Below are 21,278 nucleotides of genomic sequence, written 5' to 3'. Positions count from 1 at the left end.
TGCGGGCTCAATAACAATGCGGTAATGTGATAGTGACAATGCTTTTACAAGCAGGCAGGCTATCCGCTAAACCAGTTGGCGCAGGTACATTTGTATGGTGTTTTCCAAACCGTAGTACAGCGCGTCGCTGATGAGCGCGTGGCCAATGCTCACCTCGTCAAGCGCGGGGATGTTCTCCGCGAAATATTTCAGGTTTTCCAGGTCAAGGTCGTGACCGGCATTAATACCTAAACCCAGTTGGTGAGCCTTTTCGGCAGCTTTAACATAAGGGGCAATAGCTTCTTCCTTATTATGGAGATAATGATGCGCGTAAGCTTCAGTATAAAGCTCTATACGGTCGGTGCCGGTAGTGGCGGCCGCTTCCACCATCTCCACCACCGGGTCAACAAATATAGAAACGCGTATGCCCGCATTCTTAAATACGGAGATGATCTCCTTTAAATAATCCTGATTCTTGATGGTGTCCCAGCCGTGGTTAGAGGTGATCTGGCCCAGGGCGTCAGGCACCAGGGTAACCTGCTCAGGCTTAACAGCCAGCACCAGGTCAACAAATTTTTGTTCCTGGCAGTTACCTTCTATATTAAATTCGGTAGTGACAATTTTTTTCAGTTCGTAAACATCATTATAACGGATATGTCGCTCATCGGGCCGCGGGTGTACGGTGATGCCCTGCGCGCCAAAATTTTCGCAATCTTTGGCAACCTGTATCAGATCGGGGTTGTTACCGCCACGTGAATTGCGTAAGGTGGCTATTTTATTGATATTTACCGATAACCTTGTCATAAGCAGAAAAAATTAATGATGCAGCGCAAATATCACTATTACACCATAAACAATTCAAACAAAATTACGCTTATTGCTTTTTTGGAACATATGCGCCCTACCAGATATATCCTTACCGCTCTCATTATTTTATTTAGCACTTATGCTTTTGGCCAGGCCAATTATACACGCATAACCAATTACAAGGTTTTTTACGGATGGGCACATTTATACCCGCAGGATTGGCTGGTGCTGCGCAGCTTTGAGAATAACAACCGCCCTTATTACCTGATGGTGAACCCGCAAACGCTGCAAACCAAGGTAACCGAGGCTGGCTTTTACCGGGTGAAGCCTTTATCTGTAGAGCAGGCGCGCAAGCTGTTTGCCAGTACCGCCTATGTGAAAGCCCTGCAAAGTGCCGAAAAACATTCTGTAACCATACAGGATGCCGGTATTGAGCGCGGGATACCGCAGGAAACAGGTATCAGCCTTACTGCCGACCTGTGCCCATCACACCGGCCGCTTGACAGGCGTATTTTTGTAGATATCATTAGCGGTTTCAGGCAAGTGGAGCGGCCGGTACCCATCGCATTATCCGTTAGCGGGTTGTGGATGCTGCACCACCTGGCCGACCTTAACTGGCTTAAAGACCTGCAGACTAAACGCCAGATATACATTACCTGGGTAAACCATTCCTACAACCATAGGGTTAGCGCTACCGCGCCGCTTAAAACTAACTTTTTACTGGAGCCCGGCACTAATATAAATACCGAAGTGCTGGAAACCGAAAAGCTGATGCTGGCCAATGGTCTGCTGCCTTCGGTTTTCTTCAGGTTCCCGGGCCTGGTCTCAGACCAGCAACTGGTCTATAAAATTACCGGTTTCGGGCTGATACCTATCGGTACCGATGCCTGGCTGGCCAAAGGCCAGCAGCCACAGGCAGGCAGTATTGTGCTGATACATGGTAATGGTAATGAACCGGTGGGGGTGAATGATTTTATTAACCTTTTAAAGCAAAAAGCGCCATCCATCGCTAAAAAACAATGGTTGTTGTATGACCTGCGGGAAACAGTGGAAGAAGAAGCCGATGTAAACAGATAGTATTTCGTTTCGCGCCTCACATATAAGGTTTTCGCTCCGACTGCTGGTATTAATGGCCTTCAACAAAAAAGCCCCGCATTAGCGGGGCTTTTGATATGATTTATAACCGGTTATGACATTTTTAGCTTCTTTTGGATGTCGGCCACGTAGCCTTTGAACTTCTTATCGGTATCAATTAAGTCCTCAACAGTTTGGCAGGCGTAAATTACGGTAGAGTGGTCGCGGCCGCCAAAGAAATGGCCGATAGATTTTAATGAGCTTTTGGTATGTGCTTTAGCCAGGTACATAGATATCTGCCGGGCTTGTACAATTTCGCGTTTGCGGGTTTGCGATTTAACCATCTCAATAGGTACTTCAAAGTACTCACAAACCAGGCTCTGGATGTATTCCATTGAAATTTCCTTAGCCGAATTTTTTACAAAATTCTTCAGCATTTGCTTGGCCAGGTTCAGGTCTATCTCCTTGCGGTTAAGGGTTGACTGCGCCAGTAAAGATACCATAGCGCCTTCCAGCTCACGTACGTTATTGTCTATGTTATGGGCTACGTATTCCACTACCTCATGTGATAGCTCGATGCCATCCTGGTAGATCTTGTTCTTGAGGATAGCCATGCGGGTTTCCAGGTCCGGAACCTGCAGATCTGCAGACAAGCCCCACTTAAAACGAGATAGCAAACGTTCCTCTAAACCAGCCAGGTCCTTAGGGGCTTTGTCTGATGTAATGATCAGCTGTTTGCCGCTTTGGTGCAGGTGGTTAAAAATGTGGAAGAAGAAATCCTGTGTTTTCTCTTTACCCGCGAAGTTGTGTACATCATCCATAATGAGCACGTCTATCGCCTGGTAGAAGTTCACAAAATCGTTAATGTTATTGTGCTTAAGCGCGTCAACAAACTGCTGGGTAAACTTTTCGCAGCTTACATATAATACCAGTTTATCGGGCAGGGTACGTTTTATCTCGTTACCAATAGCTTGTGCCAGGTGGGTTTTGCCCAAACCAACACCGCCATATATCATTAAAGGGTTAAACGAGGTGCCGCCGGGTTTTGCCGCTACGGCATAACCTGCAGAACGGGCCAAACGGTTGCAATCGCCTTCTACAAAATTCTCGAAAGTGTAGTTGCGGTTAAGCTGAGGGTCAACGTTCAGCTTTTTAAGGCCCGGTATTACAAACGGGTTCTTAATGTCTTTATTAATAGAAATAGGTATCGGCATAGACTGGTTCTTTGCTTCGGCACCGTTTCCGTTTGAGGGCATGTTGGTAGTATAGGGCTTTGGTGACGACGATTGCTCTACAACTATATTGTATTCCAAACGGCCTTCATCGCCCAGTTGCTTTTTAATGGTTTTGCGCAACAAACCTACGTAGTGCTCCTCAAGCCATTCATAAAAGAATAAACTTGGTACCTGTATGGTTAGGACGCTTCCTTCCATCCGTAAAGCTTTAATTGGCTCAAACCAGGTTTTAAAGCTTTGTGCCGGTATGTTGTCTTTTATGATCTGAAGGCAGCTATTCCAAACGTTAGTACAAGTTTTTTCCATAATGAAGTATCAGTAATTTCTTGATTTCCAGTCTCCCCATATGCGGGCGTTACAGCCCGTTACGGAACATCGAATATTCTAAAAAAAAGCGGATTAAAAAATAAAATTTGAACTTTTTTAACAAATATATTTTCTAAAAAAAAGGCCTTTTTTGTAGTGTAAATACATATTTTTATTATATTTCGCGGGTAAAGGCGAAAAAACGGCCCCTGTTTTATCCTGTGGCATTATTACGAGTTTCAACAACGAAAAGGTTTAAAATGTTGCAATAAAATCAATCTTTTTTAAGTTGATTTTTTTCTCTTATTACGCAATTTTTTCTCCGTTTAGTACTCTCCGAAAACTTTCCGCAATTCGTCGGCAATTTCGCCTAAGGTAGCATAGCACTCCACCGCTGTTAAAATATACGGCATCAGGTTATCTGTACCTTCGGCGGCAAGCCTTAAACTTTGCAGAGCGGTTTCAACTTTGCTGTTATCGCGCTCTTTTTTCAAGGCCTCAAGCTTTTGTGTTTGCTGTACCCGAATGGAGTCGTCAATACGGAATACCGGCGGGTTCACCTCTTCTTGCTGGGTAAATTTGTTTACGCCGACCAATGTACGGGCTCCGCTTTCAATATCAGTTTGGTACTCGTAAGCGGCGGCAGCTATTTCCTGCTGCATGTAATCCTGCTCAATGGCCTTTACCGAACCGCCCATGGCGTCTATCTTATCTATATAGGTATAGGCGGCTGTTTCTAACTCATTGGTGAGCGCTTCTACAAAGTACGATCCCGCTAATGGGTCAACCGTATCAGTAACGCCGCTTTCAAAGGCGATGATCTGCTGGGTGCGCAGGGCAATTTTGGCTGCCGCTTCGGTAGGTAAAGATAATGCCTCATCGTACCCGTTGGTGTGGAGCGATTGCGTACCGCCCAGTACCGCTGCAAGTGCCTGGTTGCTTACCCGCACAATATTATTCATGGGTTGCTGCGCGGTAAGGGTTGAGCCGCCGGTTTGCGTATGGAACCTCAGCTTTTGCGCCCCCGCGTCGGTTGCGCCCAGTTCTTTGGTAATGTTTGCCCACATCCGACGCGCCGCGCGGAATTTGGCTATCTCCTCGAAGAAATTATTATGGCAGTTAAAAAAGAAAGACAGGCGTTTGGCGAATACATTAATATCTAAACCTTTTTCTAACGCGGCTTTAAGATAGGTTTTACCGTTGGCCAGCGTAAAAGCCAGTTCTTGTACGGCGGTTGAGCCCGCTTCGCGGATGTGGTAGCCGGATATGGATATGGTGTTCCACTTAGGTATCTCTTTACTGCAGTATTCAAATATATCGGTGATTAACCGCATGGATGGCGACGGTGGATATATATAGGTGCCGCGCGCGGCATACTCCTTTAATATATCGTTCTGTATAGTGCCCGAGATCTGTTTAATGTCCGCGCCCTGTTTTTTTGCGAGTGCTATATACATAGCCAGCAGGATGGAGGCGGTGGCATTAATGGTCATGGAGGTGGTAATATCCTTTAATTGTATACCATTAAATAATATCTCCATATCCTTTAACGAATCGATAGCCACGCCAACTTTACCCACTTCGCCTTCGGCGAGGGGATGGTCGCTGTCGTACCCGATCTGCGTAGGTAGGTCAAAGGCTACCGAAAGGCCCATAGTACCCTGGCTGAGCAGGTAATGGTAACGCTTGTTTGATTCCTCAGCAGTAGAGAAACCGGCATACTGGCGCATGGTCCAGGGTTTGCCGCGGTACATGTCTTTTTGTATACCCCTGGTGTACGGGAACTCGCCGGGCAGCTCTTGCATGCCCGATGGCTCCGTATAGACTTCCTTAAAGGTAATACCGGAGGTTGTGGTAAATTTCTTATCAGCCATTGGGTTAAAATATTTGGTCCATATCTTTCTTTACGATGGCTGTAGCCAGTTCATAGGGGTTGTTTTCCAATGTTGCGAGGTGGTTGAGGATGGTTTTGCCCATATCCAGCCCTGTGGCATTGGGTGGCAGGCCCTGCATGGCATTGGTAACCAGGTTAACGGTATCATCCTTGATGCGTTTAACAGCGGCCCATGCCTGGCTGCTTACATATATTTGCTGGGTAACGTTGTGCTGATACTCGGTACGGACCTCGTTGAGTATGATATTATACAATTCGGCAGCGCTGTAAGCGTTGGCATTAAGGCGGATGAGCAGATTGGCAGGGTCAATACGGTCAATAAGCAGCACCAGCCGCTCGTAGGCCTGCAGGCGCAGCGGCAGCGTCTGGTTGCTGATGGCCTTGCGCAGTTCAAGGGCCTGTAGGTTATGCGCTTTATCCATGTAAGGTTTAAACAGGTAAAACGCAATATAGATAACGCCTACACCGGCAATGGTGTATTTTAAAATATCGAACAAATATGTGTAACTGGCCATAATGGTTTCTGTTAGGCAGAGGTCATAAATAATGTGGTCGCGACAAAAATCCGTATTTTAGATTTATATTTGTATAGTTTAATAAAAATAAGATGAGTGCTACTGTTGAAACATTAACCGCCCCCGTAACTTTTACCGAAGGCGCGGTGAAAGAACTTTTTAAACTAAAAGAACAGCAGGAAATTGGAGACGATTTTGGCCTGCGTGTAGGTGTTGAAGGCGGCGGTTGCTCCGGCATGAACTACGTTTTAGGCTTCGACCAGAAAAAAGACGGCGACCAGGAGTATAATATAGAAGGTATACGTGTTTTTATGCACAAAGCCCATGGCTTGTACCTTGCCGGTATGCAGATAGATTTCCAGGACGGCCTTAACGCCCGCGGGTTTACCTTTAACAACCCTAATGCCACCAGTACTTGTGGCTGCGGTTCATCATTCTCGGTATAACATTCCAACAGACATATGATATAAGAGGCGCCTCGATAAGGCGCCTTTTTTGTTTTACATAGCTTGAGTTTTAATATCCTCTATGGTTTTCTTTATCCAGTAGCCGGTATTATCCATGCCCACACAGTTAAACCGCACTATGCCTTGTTTATCCAGTACTACGGTGGTAGGGTAGAGGCTTACCTTGTATTTGTTGCCATAATACCGGGCGTCGGCAATGTGTTGGAAATTAAATGGTGTTTTCTTCAGGAAATCTTTGATCTCCCAGCCCTGGTCAAGGCACAGGCCAACAAATACAATGTCCGGGTCGGTGCTGTAATTGGCCACTGCCTGGTTAAGTTCGGGCATCTCCGCCCTGCAGGCCGGGCAGTTGATAAACCAAAAATTGAGCACTACAATTTTACCTTTTAAGGCTTTCAGGTCTATCTTGTTACCATCAATAGTTTTTTCCTTGAAGCTCTCCATCGGCTCGCCGTTTACAAAGCCCTCAGATGTGCGGGGCAAACGGGTAGGCACATAGGTGTACGCCGCTTTTGGCTTTGCAACTACACCGCCATTGGTTTGTTCCTGTGCAACGCGGGGATGTTCGGCTTCAAAGTTTTTTCTGTATTCGGCGAGGCGTTTCCTGCCTGCCTCGTCAAGCCAGGTAAGTACAAAAGCCGTTGTGTCGCTTTTAACGGTGTTTGTACGACCATCCTTTACACGCTTAATGCTTTGCCTAACCGAATAGTTGCCGCTTATAAGTCGCTCGTGCCAGTAGGTGTAGGGCAGTACTTTGCCGGTGGAGTCTGTAACAACTGTTTGCTCGTTCAAATTAACGTTAGAACGGGTGATGTTTTGCGCACGGCTTGCCAGTGTAATGCAACTTAAGATGAGCAGGAGTTTTACAGTTTTCATGATGCGGGTTTGGTATTGTTAAAGCTATGGTTTTTTGCTGTATTTTGATAACTTAAACAAATAAATCCAGGGCATGTAACAAAACCCTGTAACCGGTAGTCAAAAACAGCAAATTCCCTATATCATAGATAATGGCCGTTAAAACAAGCCTGCGCGAAAACATCTCCATTGCCCTGCAATCTATTGGCGGTAATCGTTTACGTACCTCGTTAACCGCGCTTATTATTGCCATTGGCATTATGGCGCTGGTGGGTATATTAACCGCTATTGAAGGTATAAAGCAATACACTAATGATGCTTTTGCCGGGTTGGGCGCCAATTCCTTTACTTTACAGAACAGGGGTAGCGGTATCAGCTTTGGTAACGGCGGGCACCGCAAAATTTATCCGGCTATTACCTACGCGCAGGCCGAGCGTTTCGATAAGCTGTATAAACTGCCCGCCAAAGTAAGTGTCGACCTTAATGTTACCGGTACCGCTGTAGCCAAGTATAATAGCATTAAATCAAACCCTAATATTTCGGTAACCGGCAGTAATGATAATTACCTGGCCATTAAAGGACATAAGCTGGCCTTTGGGCGCAATTTTTCGGCCTCGGAGCTGGAGCATGGCGCCAATGTGGTGATCGTAGGTGACGAGGTAAAAAAGAAATTGTTTAAGAATGAAGACCCCATCAATAAATCTATTTTGTTGGGCAGCAATAAATTCAGAGTTATTGGCGTGGTAGCGTCCAAGGGTAGTAACAGCTTTGGTGGCGATAAATTTTGCATTGTGCCATTGGCCAAAGCCCGTACCATTGCTGATACTTCAAGAAAGCTTTCATACGCTATTACCATCAGCGTGCCGAGCGCCGATGTGCTGGATGCCAGTATAGGCGAGGCTACCTCGCTGATGCGGAACATCAGGGGGCTGCGCATAGGCCAGGACGATAACTTTGAAATATCGCGGAGCGACTCCATACAACAGGAACTTTCAGGCCAAATTACCGGCATGACCGCCGCCGGCTTTGCTATAGGCATTATTACTTTGCTGGGCGCGGCCATTGGTTTAATGAATATTATGCTGGTTTCTGTAACGGAGCGTACGCGCGAGATCGGCTTGCGGAAATCAATCGGGGCAACACCGTCCGTTATACGCAGGCAGTTCCTGATAGAGGCAATTGTGATATGTCTTATAGGAGGTGTAGGTGGTATTATATTGGGTATGGCCGTAGGTAATTTAATAGCAGTGCAAATAAGCGGGAGTTTTGTAGTGCCATGGTTCTGGCTTTTCGCCGCCATAGCCCTGTGTACCATTATTGGCCTTTCATCAGGATTTTATCCTGCAAAAAAAGCCTCCAGGCTTGATCCGGTTGAAGCTTTGAGATACGAATGATTGGATTTTAGATTTGGGGATTTACGATTTTAGATTTCAGATGTGCAGATTCCTTTTATGATAAACATGCTAAAAAAAGAAATGCCGCTTGTGATCAAGCGGCATTTCTTTTTATCATCTGCACATCTGAAATCTGCACATTTAAAATCTGCATATCTGCACATCTACAAAGTACTGTTCTTTAACGGGTAATTGGTTAGCAGCTTTCCCAGGTAGGGTGTTTGCAGGGCTTTCTCAAAAGCGGCGGCATGGCGTGGGTGGTGCATGTCGCTTGAGATAAAGTCAACAATATCGGCATCCACCATTTGCTCGGCCTTTTTTTGTACGTGCTTACCGTAGTAACCCGTAAGCGATATGGTGTTCAGCTGCAGATCGCAACCCCAGCTTTTGAGGTTCTGCATCTGTTCAATGGTCATATAGCTGTACCTTTCGGGATGGGCCAGGATGGGTTTATAATCCATCTCGCGCATCTTTTCTATCACCGGTATCACGTTTGGCGGCTGGTTAATGAATGAAAGTTCAAACAGCACATGGTTGTCGCCCATGGTCATTACCTTTCTGTCTGTTACCCTTTTTTCAAAAGTTTCATCAAAGTAATGTTCGGCAGCGGCGGTAATGTCAATATCAATCTGCTGCCTAACCAGCTCTTCTTTCAATATGTCAAGCGCGTTATTGATGCTTTCGGCATCGTTACGGTAAAAATCAATCATGATGTGAGGCGTGGCAATAATTTTTTTTATGCCCAGCTCCATCATCTTTTTGATCAGCACAATAGATTCTTCAGGCGTTTGTGCCCCATCATCAATGCCCGGTAAAACATGTGAGTGCATGTCTACACCAATGCTGCTGTAACTAAGGTTGCTAATTCTTTCGGGCTGCGCTTGCTTCTTCTTAAATAATCCAAACATCTCTATCGGTTAGCGTACTGCTCGTTGTAATAATCCTGGTAATGCCCGCTGGTTACATCATTAAGCCATTCCTCATTGTCCAGGTACCAGTCAACGGTTTTCTCCAGGCCCTGTTCAAAGGTAATGGATGGCTCCCAACCCAGTTCGTTCTTTAGCTTGGTAGCATCAATAGCATACCTGAGGTCGTGCCCGGCGCGGTCTGTTACAAAGGTAATGAGTTTAGCCGATTCGCCTTCCGCACGGCCCAGCTTGCGGTCAAGGATGCGACAAAGCAAACGGATAAGGTCAATGTTCTTCCACTCGTTGTGGCCGCCAATATTATAGGTGTCGCCTGCTTTGGCTTTATGGAATATCACATCAATAGCACGGGCATGGTCTTCTACCCACAGCCAGTCGCGCACGTTCTCGCCTTTACCGTACACCGGTACCGGTTTGTTTTGGGTGATGTTATGGATAGCCAGCGGTATCAGTTTTTCAGGAAAATGGTACGAGCCGTAGTTATTTGAGCAGTTGGATATAACGGTGTTAAGGCCGTAGGTATCGTGGTAGGCGCGCACAAAGTGGTCCGAGCCTGCTTTAGAGGCCGAGTAGGGTGAGTGCGGGTCATAAGCCGTGGTTTCGGTAAACATATCTGTTTCGCCCAGGGTACCATACACCTCATCGGTTGATACATGGTAGAAACGCTTGTTTTCGTAATTGCCTTTCCACAGGTTTTTAGCCGCGTTAAGCAGGTTAACGGTGCCTACCACATTGGTCATCACAAATTCCAGCGGGTTGGTGATGGAGCGGTCTACATGCGATTCGGCAGCAAGGTGTATAACCGCGTCCGGTTTTTCCTGCTCAAAAAGACTGTTGATAAATGCAATATCCACAATGTCGCCTTTTACAAAGCGATAGTTAGGCGCATGTTCAATATCCTTCAGGTTGGCCAGGTTACCGGCGTAGGTAAGTTTATCCAGGTTAATGATCTGATAATCGGGATAGTTGGTTACAAAACGCCTTACTACATGCGAGCCTATAAAGCCCGCGCCGCCGGTAATGATAATTTTTTTCATGGTATATAGCTCAATTTTTAAAGCGGATTGGCCGCTATGTATTGTTCCCATGCCCAGGCAGATGCCATCATGGTGTTCAGGTCAAGCTCAGCTTTCCAGTGCAGCTTTTCGGAAGATTTTGTAACATCGCCCCAAACCTGTTCTACGTCGCCATCGCGTTTCGGTCCTATCTGGTAGTTCAGCTTTACGCCGGTAGCCTGCTCAAAAGCGTTGATAACCTCTAATACCGAAGAACCTTTACCTGTACCAATGTTAAACACATCATACCCTTTAAAATCTGCTGTTTCCATTAGTTTTAAAGCCGCTACGTGTGCTTTGGCCAGGTCAACCACATGTATATAGTCGCGTATGCAGCTGCCGTCAGGCGTGTTGTAGGTGTCGCCGAAAACGGTGATCTTTTCGCGTTTGCCAATAGCGGTCTGCGTAATAAATGGCACCAGGTTTTGCGGTACGCCGTTAGGCAGCTCGCCAATCAGCGCGCTTTCGTGCGCGCCTACCGGGTTAAAGTAGCGCAGGGCAATAACATTAAATTTGCTGCCGGCGGCAATAGTATCGCGCAGAATTTCTTCGGCAATTTGCTTGGTATTACCATAAGGCGATTCAGCGGCTTTCACCGGGGCGTCTTCCGTTACCGGTAAAACATCCGGCTGCCCGTAAACCGTGCAGCTGGATGAGAATACAAAGTTGAGCGGCTTATGGCCGTATAACCTTAATAAGTTTATCAGCGAATAAAAATTATTGTAATAGTATTTTAACGGGTTCTGCACCGATTCGCCCACAGCCTTGGACGCCGCAAAATGGATAATGCCACCAATATCAGGTTCATCTTGTACCAGTTTGCTTACCGCGGTTTCGTCGCAAAGGTTTAGCTCATGAAATACAGGTGTAAAGCCCAGTATTTTAGTTAGCTGGTCTAATATTTTAATGTTTGAGTTGGATAGGTCGTCAACTATTACGGGATCGTAACCCGCGTTAACCAGTTCAACAACAGTATGCGAGCCAATGAAACCTAAGCCGCCGGTAACTAAAATTTTCATGCGATGAAGTTTTTAACCGTCAAAATAACGGTTAATATCCGTTACAAATAATATTTCTTAAAATTTATTTGTTGTAGTACGTAAAGTCCTTATGCTTTATTTCGTGCTCGGGTAACGATTTAAAGTATTCATAAGTGATCTTTAAACCCTCTGCCCTTGCTACTTTAGGTTCCCAACCTAAAATAGCTTTTGCTTTGGTGATATCCGGCCTGCGCTGTTTAGGGTCATCTGTAGGCAGGGGCAGGCTGATCATTTCCTGATCGGTACCGGTTAATTTGATAATTTCTTCACCAAATTCACGTATGGTGATCTCGTCAGGGTTACCTATGTTCATCGGTTGAGCATAATCGCTAAACAGCAAACGATAAATACCTTCAATCAGGTCGTCAACATAGCAGAATGAGCGGGTTTGTGAGCCATCGCCAAACATGGTTAGCGGCTCGCCACGCAAAGCCTGGCCGATAAAGGCCGGCAGCACACGGCCATCATTAAGGCGCATGCGCGGCCCGTAAGTATTAAATATACGTACAATACGGGTTTCCAAACCGTGGAAGGTATGGTAAGCCATGGTGATGGATTCCTGGAAACGCTTAGCCTCGTCATACACCCCGCGCGGGCCAACCGTGTTTACGTTACCCCAATATTCTTCGGGCTGCGGGTTAACGGTAGGGTCGCCGTATATTTCGGATGTGGACGCGATAAGCATACGCGCGTTTTTAGCACGTGCCAAACCCAGCAGGTTATGCGTACCCAATGAGCCTACCTTTAGCGTTTGGATAGGGATCTTCAGGTAATCAATAGGGCTGGCAGGTGAGGCAAAGTGCAGGATGTAATGCAATTCGCCGGGCACATGCACAAACTTAGATACATCGTGGTTATAGAACTCAAAGTTCTCCAGTTTAAACAAATGCTCTATGTTGCGTAGGTCGCCGGTAATGAGGTTATCCATACCTATCACATGGAAATCCTCTTTAATGAATCTATCGCAAAGGTGCGAGCCTAAAAAGCCTGCCGCACCGGTAATTAATACTCTTTTACGCGCCATTAGCTAATGATTTTACGTCCGATACTGTTATAGTAAAAACCTAAGTCGACCATTTTTTGCAGGTCGTAAAGGTTACGGCCGTCAAAAATCACCTTGCTTGGCAGCAGTTCAACCAAGCGGTCAAAATCAGGTGTGCGGAATACCGACCATTCTGTAACAATCAGTAACGCGTCGGCTTTATCAAGCGCCTCGTATTGGTCTGCAGCATAATTGATTTTATCGCCAACCAGCGCTTTAACATTGTTCATCCCTTCAGGGTCATAAACCGTAACGGTAGCGCCGGCCGCCAGCAGTTCATCAATAATATACAAGGCAGGTGCTTCTCTTATATCATCAGTTTCAGGCTTAAACGCAAGTCCCCACATGGCAAAATGCTTGCCTTTTATATCCCCGTTGTAATATTTTTTTACTTTTTGTACCAGTACCTTTTTTTGTATTTCGTTAACTTCCATTACCGAGTTAAGAATTTTAAAATCGTACTGGTTTTCTTCTGATGATTTGGCCAGCGCCTGCACATCCTTAGGGAAACAGCTGCCGCCATAACCGATACCTGAGAACAGGAAGCGGTTACCTATACGATTATCAGAACCTATACCGCGGCGTACCATATCCACATCGGCGCCTACCAGTTCGCACAGGTTGGCAATCTCGTTCATGAAAGATATTTTGGTAGCCAGGAAAGAGTTAGCTGCGTATTTGGTAAGTTCTGACGAACGCTCATCCATAAAAATAACCGGGTTACCCTGGCGCACGTAAGGCGCGTAAAGCTCGCCCATTAATTTGCGCGCGCGCTCATCAGTAGTACCTACTACCACGCGGTCGGGCTTCATGAAATCCTCAACGGCAACACCTTCGCGTAAAAACTCGGGGTTTGATACTACAGCGCATTCAATATTGGTGTTTTCTTTGATCACCGCTTTTACCTTATCGGCTGTACCCACAGGCACGGTTGATTTGGTAACAATTACTTTGTAATCTGTAACCAGTTTAGCTATGTCTTTTGCCGCACCCAGCACGTAGCTCAGGTCGGCAGAACCGTCGCCTCCCGGAGGGGTGGGCAGCGCCAGGAAAATAATTTGCGCGTCGGCAATGGCATCTGCAAGAACGCTGGTAAACAGCAAACGCTTCTGACTGATATTACGATGGAAAAGCAGTTCAAGTCCCGGTTCATAAATAGGAACCTTACCTTCCTGCATCATTTTTACTTTTTGTTCGTTAATGTCAACACATGTAACCTGGTTACCGGTTTCTGCTAAACACGTACCGGTTACCAGCCCAACATAGCCTGTACCTACTACAGCAATTTTCATAGCTTATGATTTGTTATTTGTTACTTTTATGCCCGACGAAGATAATACTATTAACATTAAAAAATGCTTTTCATTTATAACATCGGCATCAACCTATACCACCGGATAGCCTGTTTGTTTTCTCTTTTTTCTAATAAGGCGAAATTGTGGATAAATGGCCGCCAAAACCAGCAAATACAGCCCCTGGAAAGTTGTATATGGTTCCACTTTGCCTCGCTGGGCGAGTTTGAACAGGGCTGGCCGGTATTGGAATCAGTGCGGGAAAGGTACCCCTTGCAAACCATTGTTATTACTTTTTTTTCTCCTTCGGGCTACGAGATACGCAAAAATACCCCACTGGCAAACCACGTTTATTACCTACCTCTTGATACGGCGGCCAATGCCCAACAGTTCATCAGCACCATAAAGCCACAAATGGCCATTTTTACCAAGTATGAGTACTGGTACCACTTTTTTAACGAGTTACATCGGCAGCATATTCCATTATATATTATATCCGGCATCTTTAGACCGGGGCAGGTATTTTTTAAATGGTACGGCCGCCTGCACCGCAAAATGCTGAAAATGGTTACCTGGTTCTTTCTCCAGGATGCGCAATCAAAACAACTGCTGCATGATATTGGGGTAACCAATGTAACCATAAGCGGCGATACCCGGTTTGACAGGGTGTGGGCCAACGCGCGGCAGCCAAAGAATTTACCGGAGATTGAAAGCTTTAAAGCTGGCCAAAAGCTTTTTATTGCCGGCAGCACCTGGCCGCAGGACGAGCAGCTAATTGCCAACCTTATAACCCGGCACCCCGACTGGAAATTCATCATTGCCCCGCATGAAGTAGGGGAAGATAAGATCAAAATGCTAATGAGCCTGCTGCCTGCAGACAGGACATTGAAATTTTCACAGATATCTGATCTTCAATCTCTAACTTCTAATCTTGTTATAGATAACATTGGTATGCTCTCCTCGCTATACCAATATGCCGATATAGCTTACATAGGCGGTGGTTTTGGCGCGGGTATACACAACACGCTTGAGGCGGCGGCTTTTGGTATGCCGGTAATATTTGGCCCCCGGTATGATAAGTTTAAGGAAGCACGCGATTTGGTTGAGCTTAAAGGTGCGTTTAGCATAAGTACGAAGGAAGAACTGGATAGAGTTGCCGGTAACCTGATGCGTAACGGGCAGGAAAGGCTCACGGCAGCACAAATTGCTAAAGAGTATGTGAAAAATAACGTGGGCGCTACACAAGCCATAATGGATTACTTAGTAAAGCGACACTAATTACAGGTGCAGTTTCATTCCTGTTAAGGCCAATTCACTAACATTTTCTTAATATTGCCCACCTATGGGTTTTTTGGATATTGATGGCTTAGGCAGGGCGCATTACCACGAATATGGTAGTGGCGATAAGCCTATGCTGGCATTTCATGGCTACGGGATGACGGGGAGGCAATTCCATGTGCTCGAAAAATCCATGTTGAAGAATTTTCATGTTTACGGTTTCGACCATTTTTTTCATGGCGAAAGTGAACTGAATAACTGGCCCGAGCAAAAGATCCTCGCAGGTATGCCCCGCCACATGATAAAAGCCTATGTCGAAGAATGGTTTAAGCTGCATGGCAAACAGCGTTTTTCGGTAATGGGATATTCTATAGGTGCTAACCTGGCCCTCATACTCGCCGAAGAGTACCCCGAAATGATCGATGAGATCATCCTGATGGCACCTGACGGCCTCGCCGTTTACAAAGGCTTTGAGATATTGTTGCACAAACCCTGGGGTAAATACCTGTTTAAAACCGTTACCAAAAGCAAATGGCTGGCGCCCTCGCTGCTTAAAAATTTAAAGCGCGTAAATTTTATTGACGATAGCCTTTATACCATTGCCTATAACGAGATAGATACGGAGAAAAAACGGCTGGATGTTTATTATACGCTTAACCTCATCCGCCTGCTAAAGCCGGATGTGCAGAAAGTCGCCAGCCTTATTAATCAGCATCATATCAAATGCACGCTGGTATTTGGCAAGCACGATAATTTGTTCCCTAAAAAAGCGGCGCTGCCTTTTATCAGCAGTTTAAAAAATGCCGGGGTGCACGAGGTGGATATGGGCCACTGGCTGGTAACCAAACAACTGGACGATTATTTAGTTAATTTACCACAATGATACCCGCCCGCAGAGTAACCCTTTTCAGTAACTGGTTTGCCAAATACATGCGCTACCGCATGCGCAAGGCCTTTAATCGTTTAGAGGTAATGCCGTTTACGCCAAAGCCCGGGCACTCCATCCTGCTGCTGTGTAACCACTTTAGCTGGTGGGATGGCCTTTGGGGGAATTACCTGGCTTACTGGCACCTGCACCGCAAATTGTATATCATGATGCAGGAAGACCACCTGCAAAAAAGGATGTTGCTGAACCTGTTCGGTGGTTTCTCTATCAACCGGCAGTCGCGCGAGATGATCAAATCTCTTCAATACGCGGCGGGTCTGCTGGCCAACCCCGAGAACCTGGTAGTGGTATTTCCGCAGGGCGAACTCATATCCAACCACACTACCGAGATAAAGGTAGAGCGCGGTATCGAACTCCTGTTACGCAACATTAAAGGCCCCTGCCAGATCGTGTATAACTGCGCGCTGATTGATTACTTTGAAAGCCTTAAGCCATCAGTATATTTCCATTTGTTTGATTGTGGTGTTGCCGGTGAGGTAAGCTTCGCGGAGCTTTCAGAGAAAATAAACGCCTTTCATCAACAGGCGCTTGCCGCCCAGGTAAACGTAGCGCATTAACCAGCCATGATCTACCCGAAAAAGAACAGGTTTATCACATGGTTTTTTCACCATTACATCCTGCGCATAGTAGAGCGCAACTTTTATGCGGTGAATTATGATAAGCTACAGATCGATCCTGAACGCTCTGTTTTGCTGCTGGCCAACCATTTTAGCTGGTGGGATGGTTTCCTGATGTATTACCTCAACCACCGCCTTTTCGGCAAGCGCTTTCATGTGATGGTGATAGAGGAAACGGCTAAAAAAGTGGGCTTTTTTAAATATATGGGGGCTTTCTCTGTAAAAAAAGGTTCGCGGGAAATATTGCAATCGCTTAATTTTGCCGCGGAGATGTTACAGGATCCGGATAACCTGGTATTGATATTCCCCCAGGGTAAACTGTATTCTAACTTTACCGATGAAGTGCACTTTGAGAAGGGCCTTTCGCATATCCTTAAAAACGCGGGCGATAATTATCAAACCGTACTTTCGGCGACATTTGTAGAAAATTTTGAGCACAAAAAGCCGGTCGCCAACGTTTACTTAAAAACCATTGACGCGGGCGGGGATATCAGTGATCTGAAGGCAGCCTATAAAGCGCATTACATTAACGCTCATCAACAGCAAACTCAAATCAGTATATAAAAGTGATCGTAGCCATCTATATTGTATTCTTTTTCATCATCCTTCGGTTTACGGTTACCCTGTTCAACTTTATATCAAACCCCAAGCTGCCGCACATCGCTAATCATTATACCGACCTGGTATCTATCCTGATACCGGCGCGCAACGAGGCCGAAAATATACTTACCCTGCTGCAATCCATACATGAACAGGATTACCGCGATTATGAAGTAATTATCCTTGATGACGATTCTGACGACGACACCTACGCCATTTGCAGCCAATTTGCCGCTGAACACCCTAAGTTCAGGGTAATAAAGGGCGAGCCGCTGCCCAAAGGGTGGATGGGGAAGAATTACGCTTGTCACCAGTTGGCTAAGCACGCCCGGGGGCGCTTCCTGCTTTTTTTAGATGCTGATGAGAAAGTGTACAAAAGCCTTATCAACAGTGCTGTGCACCGTATGTACCTGCGTAAGCTTTGCCTGTTAAGCCTGTTTGCCAACCAGGAAATGGATACCATAGGCGAGCGCTCGGTGGTACCGTTAATGCACTTTTTATTGTTGAATTTATTACCCCTGCGGCTGATATACCTGGTAAAGAAACGGGCATCGGTAGCGGCGGCGAGCGGGCAGTTTATGCTGTTTGATGCCGAGTTATATCACCGCCACCAGTGGCACCAACTGGTAAAAAGCAAAGTGGTGGAGGATGTAGAGATCATGAAAACCATTAAAGCCTACGGTTACAGCGGCGAAGGTTTGCTGGCCAACGGCATGATTAGCTGCCGCATGTATACCAATTACACCGACGCGGTAAACGGGTTCAGTAAAAATTTTATGGCGCCGTTCAATTACAGCATCCCTATGTTTTTAATGTATATTGTGCTGGTAGTTGGCGGCCCGCTGCTCATTATCAGTACAGGGGACTTGCCGCTCATCGGCCAGATCGTCGGGCTTATTATCCTCACCAGGGTAATGATCTCGCTGTCGGCGGGGCAAAACACATGGCTTAACCTGCTGCTGCACCCGGTGCACATGTTTAACCTGGCCGTTATTGCTTTTTTAGCGATACAAAAACACCTTACTAAAGCAACCGTATGGAAAGGCAGAAAGATATCATAAAGCCAGCCGGCATCTCCATATTCATTATCATACTGTTCCATTTGGTGGGGCTGATTGGCTTTGCTGTGCACGCCTGGCAACCGCTTTTCAAGCAGATGGTGCCCTGGCACCTGTTACTCATGCTGCTGGTGATCATGGCATCGCACAAATGGTTTGATGCCAAATTTATTGGTTTTACGCTGCTCACGGCCCTGCTGGGTTTTACTGCCGAATGGCTGGGCGTACACGGCTACTGGTTATTTGGCCATTACAGCTACGGCAAAACGCTGGGGTACAAGGTGCTGGATATCCCGCTACTGATAGGGGTAAACTGGTTCCTGCTGGTATACGCGGCTGGTGTTTGCATGCAATATACCCGTTTAAGGAGCCGCTTGCTAAGAGTACTGCTTGGGGCCGCCCTGCTGGTATTGCTGGATTGGCTCATTGAGCCCGTAGCTATAAGGTTTGATTACTGGCAATGGCTGGATAGGGGTATCCCACTTAAAAACTATGGCTGCTGGTTTCTGGTGAGCGCTGTAATGCTGTTTATTTTTGAAGCTTTTAAATTTAAAAAGCAAAACCTTGCCGCACCGGTGCTCCTGATAACGCAGTTTGTGTTTTTCGGATTATTAAATTTGCTCGGGTGAGCATAACAACGTAAATAGAGGCTCAAAATTATCTGACACTATTTTCAGAATTTAGCGTTTAAGGTTTAGTGTTTACAACTTAGCATTTAGTATTTTTGCATAAATGGGCTCATACAACTTAAAGGTTACTATTGACCAGGATTCCGGGTTTTGTTTCGGCGTGGTGTATGCCATTGATATGGCCGAAGAGATACTGGCAGAGGACGGCTACCTGTATTGCCTGGGCGATATTGTGCATAACGATGAGGAAGTAGAGCGCCTGAAAGCAAAAGGGCTGCGCATTATCGGGCACGAACAGCTGAACGATCTGCATAACGAAAAGGTGCTGATCCGCGCGCATGGCGAGGCGCCCGAAACCTACCGCGTAGCGCTTGAAAATAATATTACCTTAATTGATGCTTCTTGCCCGGTAGTGCTTAAACTGCAAAACCGGATTAAAACATCATACGATAATAACGAGAACATCATCATTTTTGGTAAGCACGGCCATGCCGAGGTGATTGGCCTGCAAGGGCAAACCAATAATGAAGCATTGGTTTTCCAGGATATTGCCGAACTGGAAGACGCGGAACTACCCGCCAGTTTTACGCTTTACAGCCAGACCACCAAAAGCATGGATAAGTTTTACGATGTAAAAGACCAGCTGCTTGCGCGTGGCTACGAGGTAAAGGCCAATGATACTATATGCCGGCAGGTAAGCAACCGCGATAAGGACCTGCCAAAGTTTGTGGTGCAGTTTGATAAAGTGGTATTCGTATCGGGCAAAAAATCATCAAACGGTAAAGTGCTGTATGAGGTTTGCAAAAAGCATAACCCCAACACCTACTTCATATCGGCGGTAAGCGAGTTGAAGCCGGAAATGTTTAATCCTAATGATACCATAGGCATTGCCGGCGCTACCTCAACCCCTATGTGGCTGATGCAGCAGGTAAAGGCCGAACTGGAAAAATATTAATGCGTATGCGGGTTTGGCTGGTATTGATAGTGATAGGCCTTGCCGCCTGCAAAGCCGGGCATAACGGCTACCTGTATAAAGTAACCGATGCCACCGGTAACCGTGAAGGCTATGTGAATGCCAGCCACGATACCGTTATCCCTTTAGGTAAATACCAGCTTTGTTATACCGATACTTTTAAGAACCTGGCTTTCGTATTAAAAAACAACCGGATGGTGGCCATTGACCGTGATGAGCGGGTGCTATTTGAGCCCTTTCCGTTTGATAATGGCCCCGACTATGCTAACGACGGGTATTACCGTATTTTAGGCGATAACAAAAAAATAGGCTACGCCGATACCCTTGGCGACATTAAAATTAAACCGCAGTTCGGTTGTGCTTTCCCGTTTGAGAATGGCCGCGCCAAAGTAAGTAATAACTGCAAAACGGTTGCTGTTGACCAGGAGCATAGCGTTTGGGAAAGCAACCAATGGTTTTATATTGATAAGCAGGGTAAGCGCGTTAAATAACAGAAGGGCTTTAACTGCTACCATCACTCAAAATAGTTCATTGCAAAAACAACCAACATATACGGGCCTGCTGGTAGCTATAATAGTTATAGCCTGCTGGGCGGTATCTATCACCCTGCTCATGCGCTGGCCGGTTAACTTTGCCAACCCCTGGCTGTATGTGTTTGTACTACTCCAAACTCATTTATATACGGGGCTTTTTATTACCGCGCATGATGCCATGCACGGCTCTATTGCGCCAAAGCGATGGATAAACAGGGCCATAGGCTTCATCAGTACTTTTTTATATGCCTCATTCTGGTACCCTAAACTGTATACCAAGCACCACGAACACCATAATTATGTACACACGGACAAAGATCCGGACTATCACCACGGCAGTTTCCTGAGCTGGTATGTGCGTTTTATACGCAACTACCTCTCTATATGGCAAATTGTGGTAATGGCTGTTATATTCAATGTATTAAAAATATGGATATCGCAGGCTAACCTCCTGCTGTTTTGGGTATTGCCCTCGTTGCTGAGTACCCTGCAACTGTTCTATTTTGGTACTTACCTGCCTCACAGGGGCGAACATGATAATAGGCACCAGTCCCGTAGCTTGCGGCGCAACCATGTGCTGGCTTTTTTAAGCTGTTATTTTTTTGGTTATCATTACGAACACCATGACCTGCCCTGGCTACCCTGGTGGAAACTATGGCAGGCACCGGAACCGCCGAAAAGATAGTTGATCTTTGCTATGATTTGACAGGAGAGAAATCTACTTTACTACGAATATATCAAAGTGGCAATCCAATAGGCCTCA

At 46.1% G+C, this 21,278-nt stretch carries 22 protein-coding genes; 12 read left to right on the top strand and 10 right to left on the bottom strand.

Translation table 11 applies throughout. The features are described 5' to 3' along the window. Window positions 1-66 precede the first annotated feature (66 nt). Window positions 67-783 carry a pyridoxine 5'-phosphate synthase gene (locus CKK33_RS00245; protein ID WP_095702175.1) on the bottom strand — a complete coding sequence of 239 codons (717 nt, stop codon included), beginning with the start codon at window positions 781-783 and terminating at the stop codon, window positions 67-69. Between the two features lie 15 nt (window positions 784-798). On the opposite strand from CKK33_RS00245, the gene CKK33_RS00240 reads away from it, so the two are divergent. Then, window positions 799-1,863 carry a polysaccharide deacetylase gene (locus CKK33_RS00240; RefSeq protein WP_095702174.1) on the top strand — a complete coding sequence of 355 codons (1,065 nt, stop codon included), beginning with the start codon at window positions 799-801 and terminating at the stop codon, window positions 1,861-1,863. 110 nt (window positions 1,864-1,973) lie between these two features. On the opposite strand, the gene dnaA is transcribed toward CKK33_RS00240, so the two are convergent. From dnaA to CKK33_RS00225, 3 genes are all read right to left on the bottom strand, one after another. Continuing rightward, window positions 1,974-3,401, bottom strand: a complete 1,428-nt coding sequence (dnaA, locus tag CKK33_RS00235) for a chromosomal replication initiator protein DnaA (RefSeq protein ID WP_095702173.1) — start codon at window positions 3,399-3,401, stop codon at window positions 1,974-1,976. 326 nt (window positions 3,402-3,727) lie between these two features. Beyond that, complete coding sequence (locus tag CKK33_RS00230; RefSeq protein WP_095702172.1) at window positions 3,728-5,275, bottom strand: methylmalonyl-CoA mutase; 1,548 nt, start codon at window positions 5,273-5,275, stop codon at window positions 3,728-3,730. Window positions 5,276-5,279: 4 nt separating this feature from the next. After that, window positions 5,280-5,810: a hypothetical protein gene (locus tag CKK33_RS00225; protein ID WP_095702171.1), complete on the bottom strand. Its 531-nt coding sequence runs from the start codon at window positions 5,808-5,810 to the stop codon at window positions 5,280-5,282. A gap of 92 nt (window positions 5,811-5,902) precedes the next feature. On the opposite strand from CKK33_RS00225, the gene CKK33_RS00220 reads away from it, so the two are divergent. Further along, entirely contained in the window at window positions 5,903-6,256 is a 354-nt protein-coding gene (locus CKK33_RS00220) for an iron-sulfur cluster assembly accessory protein (RefSeq protein ID WP_095702170.1), read from the top strand. Between the two features lie 54 nt (window positions 6,257-6,310). On the opposite strand, the gene CKK33_RS00215 is transcribed toward CKK33_RS00220, so the two are convergent. Continuing rightward, window positions 6,311-7,153, bottom strand: a complete 843-nt coding sequence (locus CKK33_RS00215; protein ID WP_095702169.1) for a TlpA disulfide reductase family protein — start codon at window positions 7,151-7,153, stop codon at window positions 6,311-6,313. 131 nt (window positions 7,154-7,284) lie between these two features. Between CKK33_RS00215 and CKK33_RS00210 the strand changes: the two genes are divergently transcribed. Beyond that, window positions 7,285-8,526: an ABC transporter permease gene (locus CKK33_RS00210; protein ID WP_095702168.1), complete on the top strand. Its 1,242-nt coding sequence runs from the start codon at window positions 7,285-7,287 to the stop codon at window positions 8,524-8,526. A gap of 164 nt (window positions 8,527-8,690) precedes the next feature. Here the strand turns inward: CKK33_RS00210 and CKK33_RS00205 are convergent, their stop codons facing one another. The 5 genes from CKK33_RS00205 to CKK33_RS00185 all read right to left on the bottom strand — a co-directional run bounded on the left by CKK33_RS00205 (window position 8,691) and on the right by CKK33_RS00185 (window position 13,881). Further along, window positions 8,691-9,434: a tyrosine-protein phosphatase gene (locus CKK33_RS00205; protein WP_095702167.1), complete on the bottom strand. Its 744-nt coding sequence runs from the start codon at window positions 9,432-9,434 to the stop codon at window positions 8,691-8,693. Window positions 9,435-9,436: 2 nt separating this feature from the next. Continuing rightward, window positions 9,437-10,489, bottom strand: a complete 1,053-nt coding sequence (rfbB, locus tag CKK33_RS00200; RefSeq protein WP_095702166.1) for a dTDP-glucose 4,6-dehydratase — start codon at window positions 10,487-10,489, stop codon at window positions 9,437-9,439. A gap of 17 nt (window positions 10,490-10,506) precedes the next feature. Continuing rightward, the gene (gene galE, locus CKK33_RS00195; protein ID WP_095702165.1) at window positions 10,507-11,526 is read right to left on the bottom strand and encodes a UDP-glucose 4-epimerase GalE; all 1,020 of its coding nucleotides are present in this window, start codon (window positions 11,524-11,526) and stop codon (window positions 10,507-10,509) included. Window positions 11,527-11,590: 64 nt separating this feature from the next. Continuing rightward, window positions 11,591-12,571: a UDP-glucuronic acid decarboxylase family protein gene (locus CKK33_RS00190; RefSeq protein ID WP_095702164.1), complete on the bottom strand. Its 981-nt coding sequence runs from the start codon at window positions 12,569-12,571 to the stop codon at window positions 11,591-11,593. Further along, on the bottom strand, window positions 12,571-13,881 hold the full coding sequence (locus tag CKK33_RS00185; protein WP_095702163.1) for a UDP-glucose/GDP-mannose dehydrogenase family protein: 1,311 nt from the start codon (window positions 13,879-13,881) through the stop codon (window positions 12,571-12,573). The genes CKK33_RS00190 and CKK33_RS00185 overlap by 1 nt, the downstream gene beginning before the upstream one ends. Before the next feature lie 63 nt (window positions 13,882-13,944). On the opposite strand from CKK33_RS00185, the gene CKK33_RS00180 reads away from it, so the two are divergent. The 9 genes from CKK33_RS00180 to CKK33_RS00140 all read left to right on the top strand — a co-directional run bounded on the left by CKK33_RS00180 (window position 13,945) and on the right by CKK33_RS00140 (window position 21,200). Beyond that, a complete protein-coding gene (locus CKK33_RS00180; RefSeq protein ID WP_095702162.1) occupies window positions 13,945-15,159 on the top strand; it encodes a 3-deoxy-D-manno-octulosonic acid transferase in 1,215 nt (404 codons plus the stop codon). A gap of 64 nt (window positions 15,160-15,223) precedes the next feature. Beyond that, complete coding sequence (locus tag CKK33_RS00175) at window positions 15,224-16,042, top strand: alpha/beta fold hydrolase (protein WP_095702161.1); 819 nt, start codon at window positions 15,224-15,226, stop codon at window positions 16,040-16,042. Next, complete coding sequence (locus CKK33_RS00170) at window positions 16,039-16,662, top strand: lysophospholipid acyltransferase family protein (RefSeq protein WP_095702160.1); 624 nt, start codon at window positions 16,039-16,041, stop codon at window positions 16,660-16,662. The genes CKK33_RS00175 and CKK33_RS00170 overlap by 4 nt, the downstream gene beginning before the upstream one ends. 6 nt (window positions 16,663-16,668) lie before the next feature. Further along, window positions 16,669-17,286, top strand: coding sequence for a lysophospholipid acyltransferase family protein (locus CKK33_RS00165; protein ID WP_095702159.1), 618 nt, complete (start codon window positions 16,669-16,671; stop codon window positions 17,284-17,286). A 2-nt stretch (window positions 17,287-17,288) separates the two neighbouring features. Further along, the gene (locus tag CKK33_RS00160; protein ID WP_095702158.1) at window positions 17,289-18,383 is read left to right on the top strand and encodes a glycosyltransferase family 2 protein; all 1,095 of its coding nucleotides are present in this window, start codon (window positions 17,289-17,291) and stop codon (window positions 18,381-18,383) included. Continuing rightward, window positions 18,359-19,009 (top strand): carotenoid biosynthesis protein, encoded by a 651-nt coding sequence (locus CKK33_RS00155; RefSeq protein ID WP_095702157.1) that lies wholly within the window; start codon window positions 18,359-18,361, stop codon window positions 19,007-19,009. The genes CKK33_RS00160 and CKK33_RS00155 overlap by 25 nt, the downstream gene beginning before the upstream one ends. Before the next feature lie 103 nt (window positions 19,010-19,112). Continuing rightward, on the top strand, window positions 19,113-19,964 hold the full coding sequence (locus CKK33_RS00150; RefSeq protein ID WP_095702156.1) for a 4-hydroxy-3-methylbut-2-enyl diphosphate reductase: 852 nt from the start codon (window positions 19,113-19,115) through the stop codon (window positions 19,962-19,964). After that, window positions 19,964-20,473 (top strand): WG repeat-containing protein, encoded by a 510-nt coding sequence (locus CKK33_RS00145; RefSeq protein ID WP_143822869.1) that lies wholly within the window; start codon window positions 19,964-19,966, stop codon window positions 20,471-20,473. Before CKK33_RS00150 ends, CKK33_RS00145 begins: the two co-directional genes overlap by 1 nt. Next, window positions 20,400-21,200 (top strand): fatty acid desaturase, encoded by an 801-nt coding sequence (locus tag CKK33_RS00140; protein ID WP_233138112.1) that lies wholly within the window; start codon window positions 20,400-20,402, stop codon window positions 21,198-21,200. The genes CKK33_RS00145 and CKK33_RS00140 overlap by 74 nt, the downstream gene beginning before the upstream one ends. Window positions 21,201-21,278: the final 78 nt, after the last annotated feature.

The organism is Mucilaginibacter sp. MD40 (assembly GCF_002288635.1).
Classification (GTDB): Bacteria; Bacteroidota; Bacteroidia; order Sphingobacteriales; family Sphingobacteriaceae; genus Mucilaginibacter.
The sequence above is the reverse complement of the archived record's forward strand: the minus strand, read 5'-3'. Positions and strand labels throughout refer to the sequence as shown.

Excerpts from the sequence above, each read along its gene's own strand:
- CKK33_RS00225 (WP_095702171.1), bottom strand. The coding sequence starts at position 5,810 with ATGGCCAGTTACACATATTTGTTCGATATTTTAAAATACACCATTGCC.
- dnaA (WP_095702173.1), bottom strand. The coding sequence starts at position 3,401 with ATGGAAAAAACTTGTACTAACGTTTGGAATAGCTGCCTTCAGATCATA.
- CKK33_RS00185 (WP_095702163.1), bottom strand. The coding sequence starts at position 13,881 with ATGAAAATTGCTGTAGTAGGTACAGGCTATGTTGGGCTGGTAACCGGT.
- CKK33_RS00145 (WP_143822869.1), top strand. The coding sequence starts at position 19,964 with ATGCGTATGCGGGTTTGGCTGGTATTGATAGTGATAGGCCTTGCCGCC.
- galE (WP_095702165.1), bottom strand. The coding sequence starts at position 11,526 with ATGAAAATTTTAGTTACCGGCGGCTTAGGTTTCATTGGCTCGCATACT.
- CKK33_RS00180 (WP_095702162.1), top strand. The coding sequence starts at position 13,945 with ATGCTTTTCATTTATAACATCGGCATCAACCTATACCACCGGATAGCC.
- CKK33_RS00245 (WP_095702175.1), bottom strand. The coding sequence starts at position 783 with ATGACAAGGTTATCGGTAAATATCAATAAAATAGCCACCTTACGCAAT.
- CKK33_RS00220 (WP_095702170.1), top strand. The coding sequence starts at position 5,903 with ATGAGTGCTACTGTTGAAACATTAACCGCCCCCGTAACTTTTACCGAA.
- rfbB (WP_095702166.1), bottom strand. The coding sequence starts at position 10,489 with ATGAAAAAAATTATCATTACCGGCGGCGCGGGCTTTATAGGCTCGCAT.
- CKK33_RS00205 (WP_095702167.1), bottom strand. The coding sequence starts at position 9,434 with ATGTTTGGATTATTTAAGAAGAAGCAAGCGCAGCCCGAAAGAATTAGC.
- CKK33_RS00170 (WP_095702160.1), top strand. The coding sequence starts at position 16,039 with ATGATACCCGCCCGCAGAGTAACCCTTTTCAGTAACTGGTTTGCCAAA.
- CKK33_RS00150 (WP_095702156.1), top strand. The coding sequence starts at position 19,113 with ATGGGCTCATACAACTTAAAGGTTACTATTGACCAGGATTCCGGGTTT.
- CKK33_RS00230 (WP_095702172.1), bottom strand. The coding sequence starts at position 5,275 with ATGGCTGATAAGAAATTTACCACAACCTCCGGTATTACCTTTAAGGAA.
- CKK33_RS00215 (WP_095702169.1), bottom strand. The coding sequence starts at position 7,153 with ATGAAAACTGTAAAACTCCTGCTCATCTTAAGTTGCATTACACTGGCA.
- CKK33_RS00155 (WP_095702157.1), top strand. The coding sequence starts at position 18,359 with ATGGAAAGGCAGAAAGATATCATAAAGCCAGCCGGCATCTCCATATTC.
- CKK33_RS00210 (WP_095702168.1), top strand. The coding sequence starts at position 7,285 with ATGGCCGTTAAAACAAGCCTGCGCGAAAACATCTCCATTGCCCTGCAA.
- CKK33_RS00190 (WP_095702164.1), bottom strand. The coding sequence starts at position 12,571 with ATGGCGCGTAAAAGAGTATTAATTACCGGTGCGGCAGGCTTTTTAGGC.
- CKK33_RS00175 (WP_095702161.1), top strand. The coding sequence starts at position 15,224 with ATGGGTTTTTTGGATATTGATGGCTTAGGCAGGGCGCATTACCACGAA.
- CKK33_RS00165 (WP_095702159.1), top strand. The coding sequence starts at position 16,669 with ATGATCTACCCGAAAAAGAACAGGTTTATCACATGGTTTTTTCACCAT.
- CKK33_RS00240 (WP_095702174.1), top strand. The coding sequence starts at position 799 with ATGATGCAGCGCAAATATCACTATTACACCATAAACAATTCAAACAAA.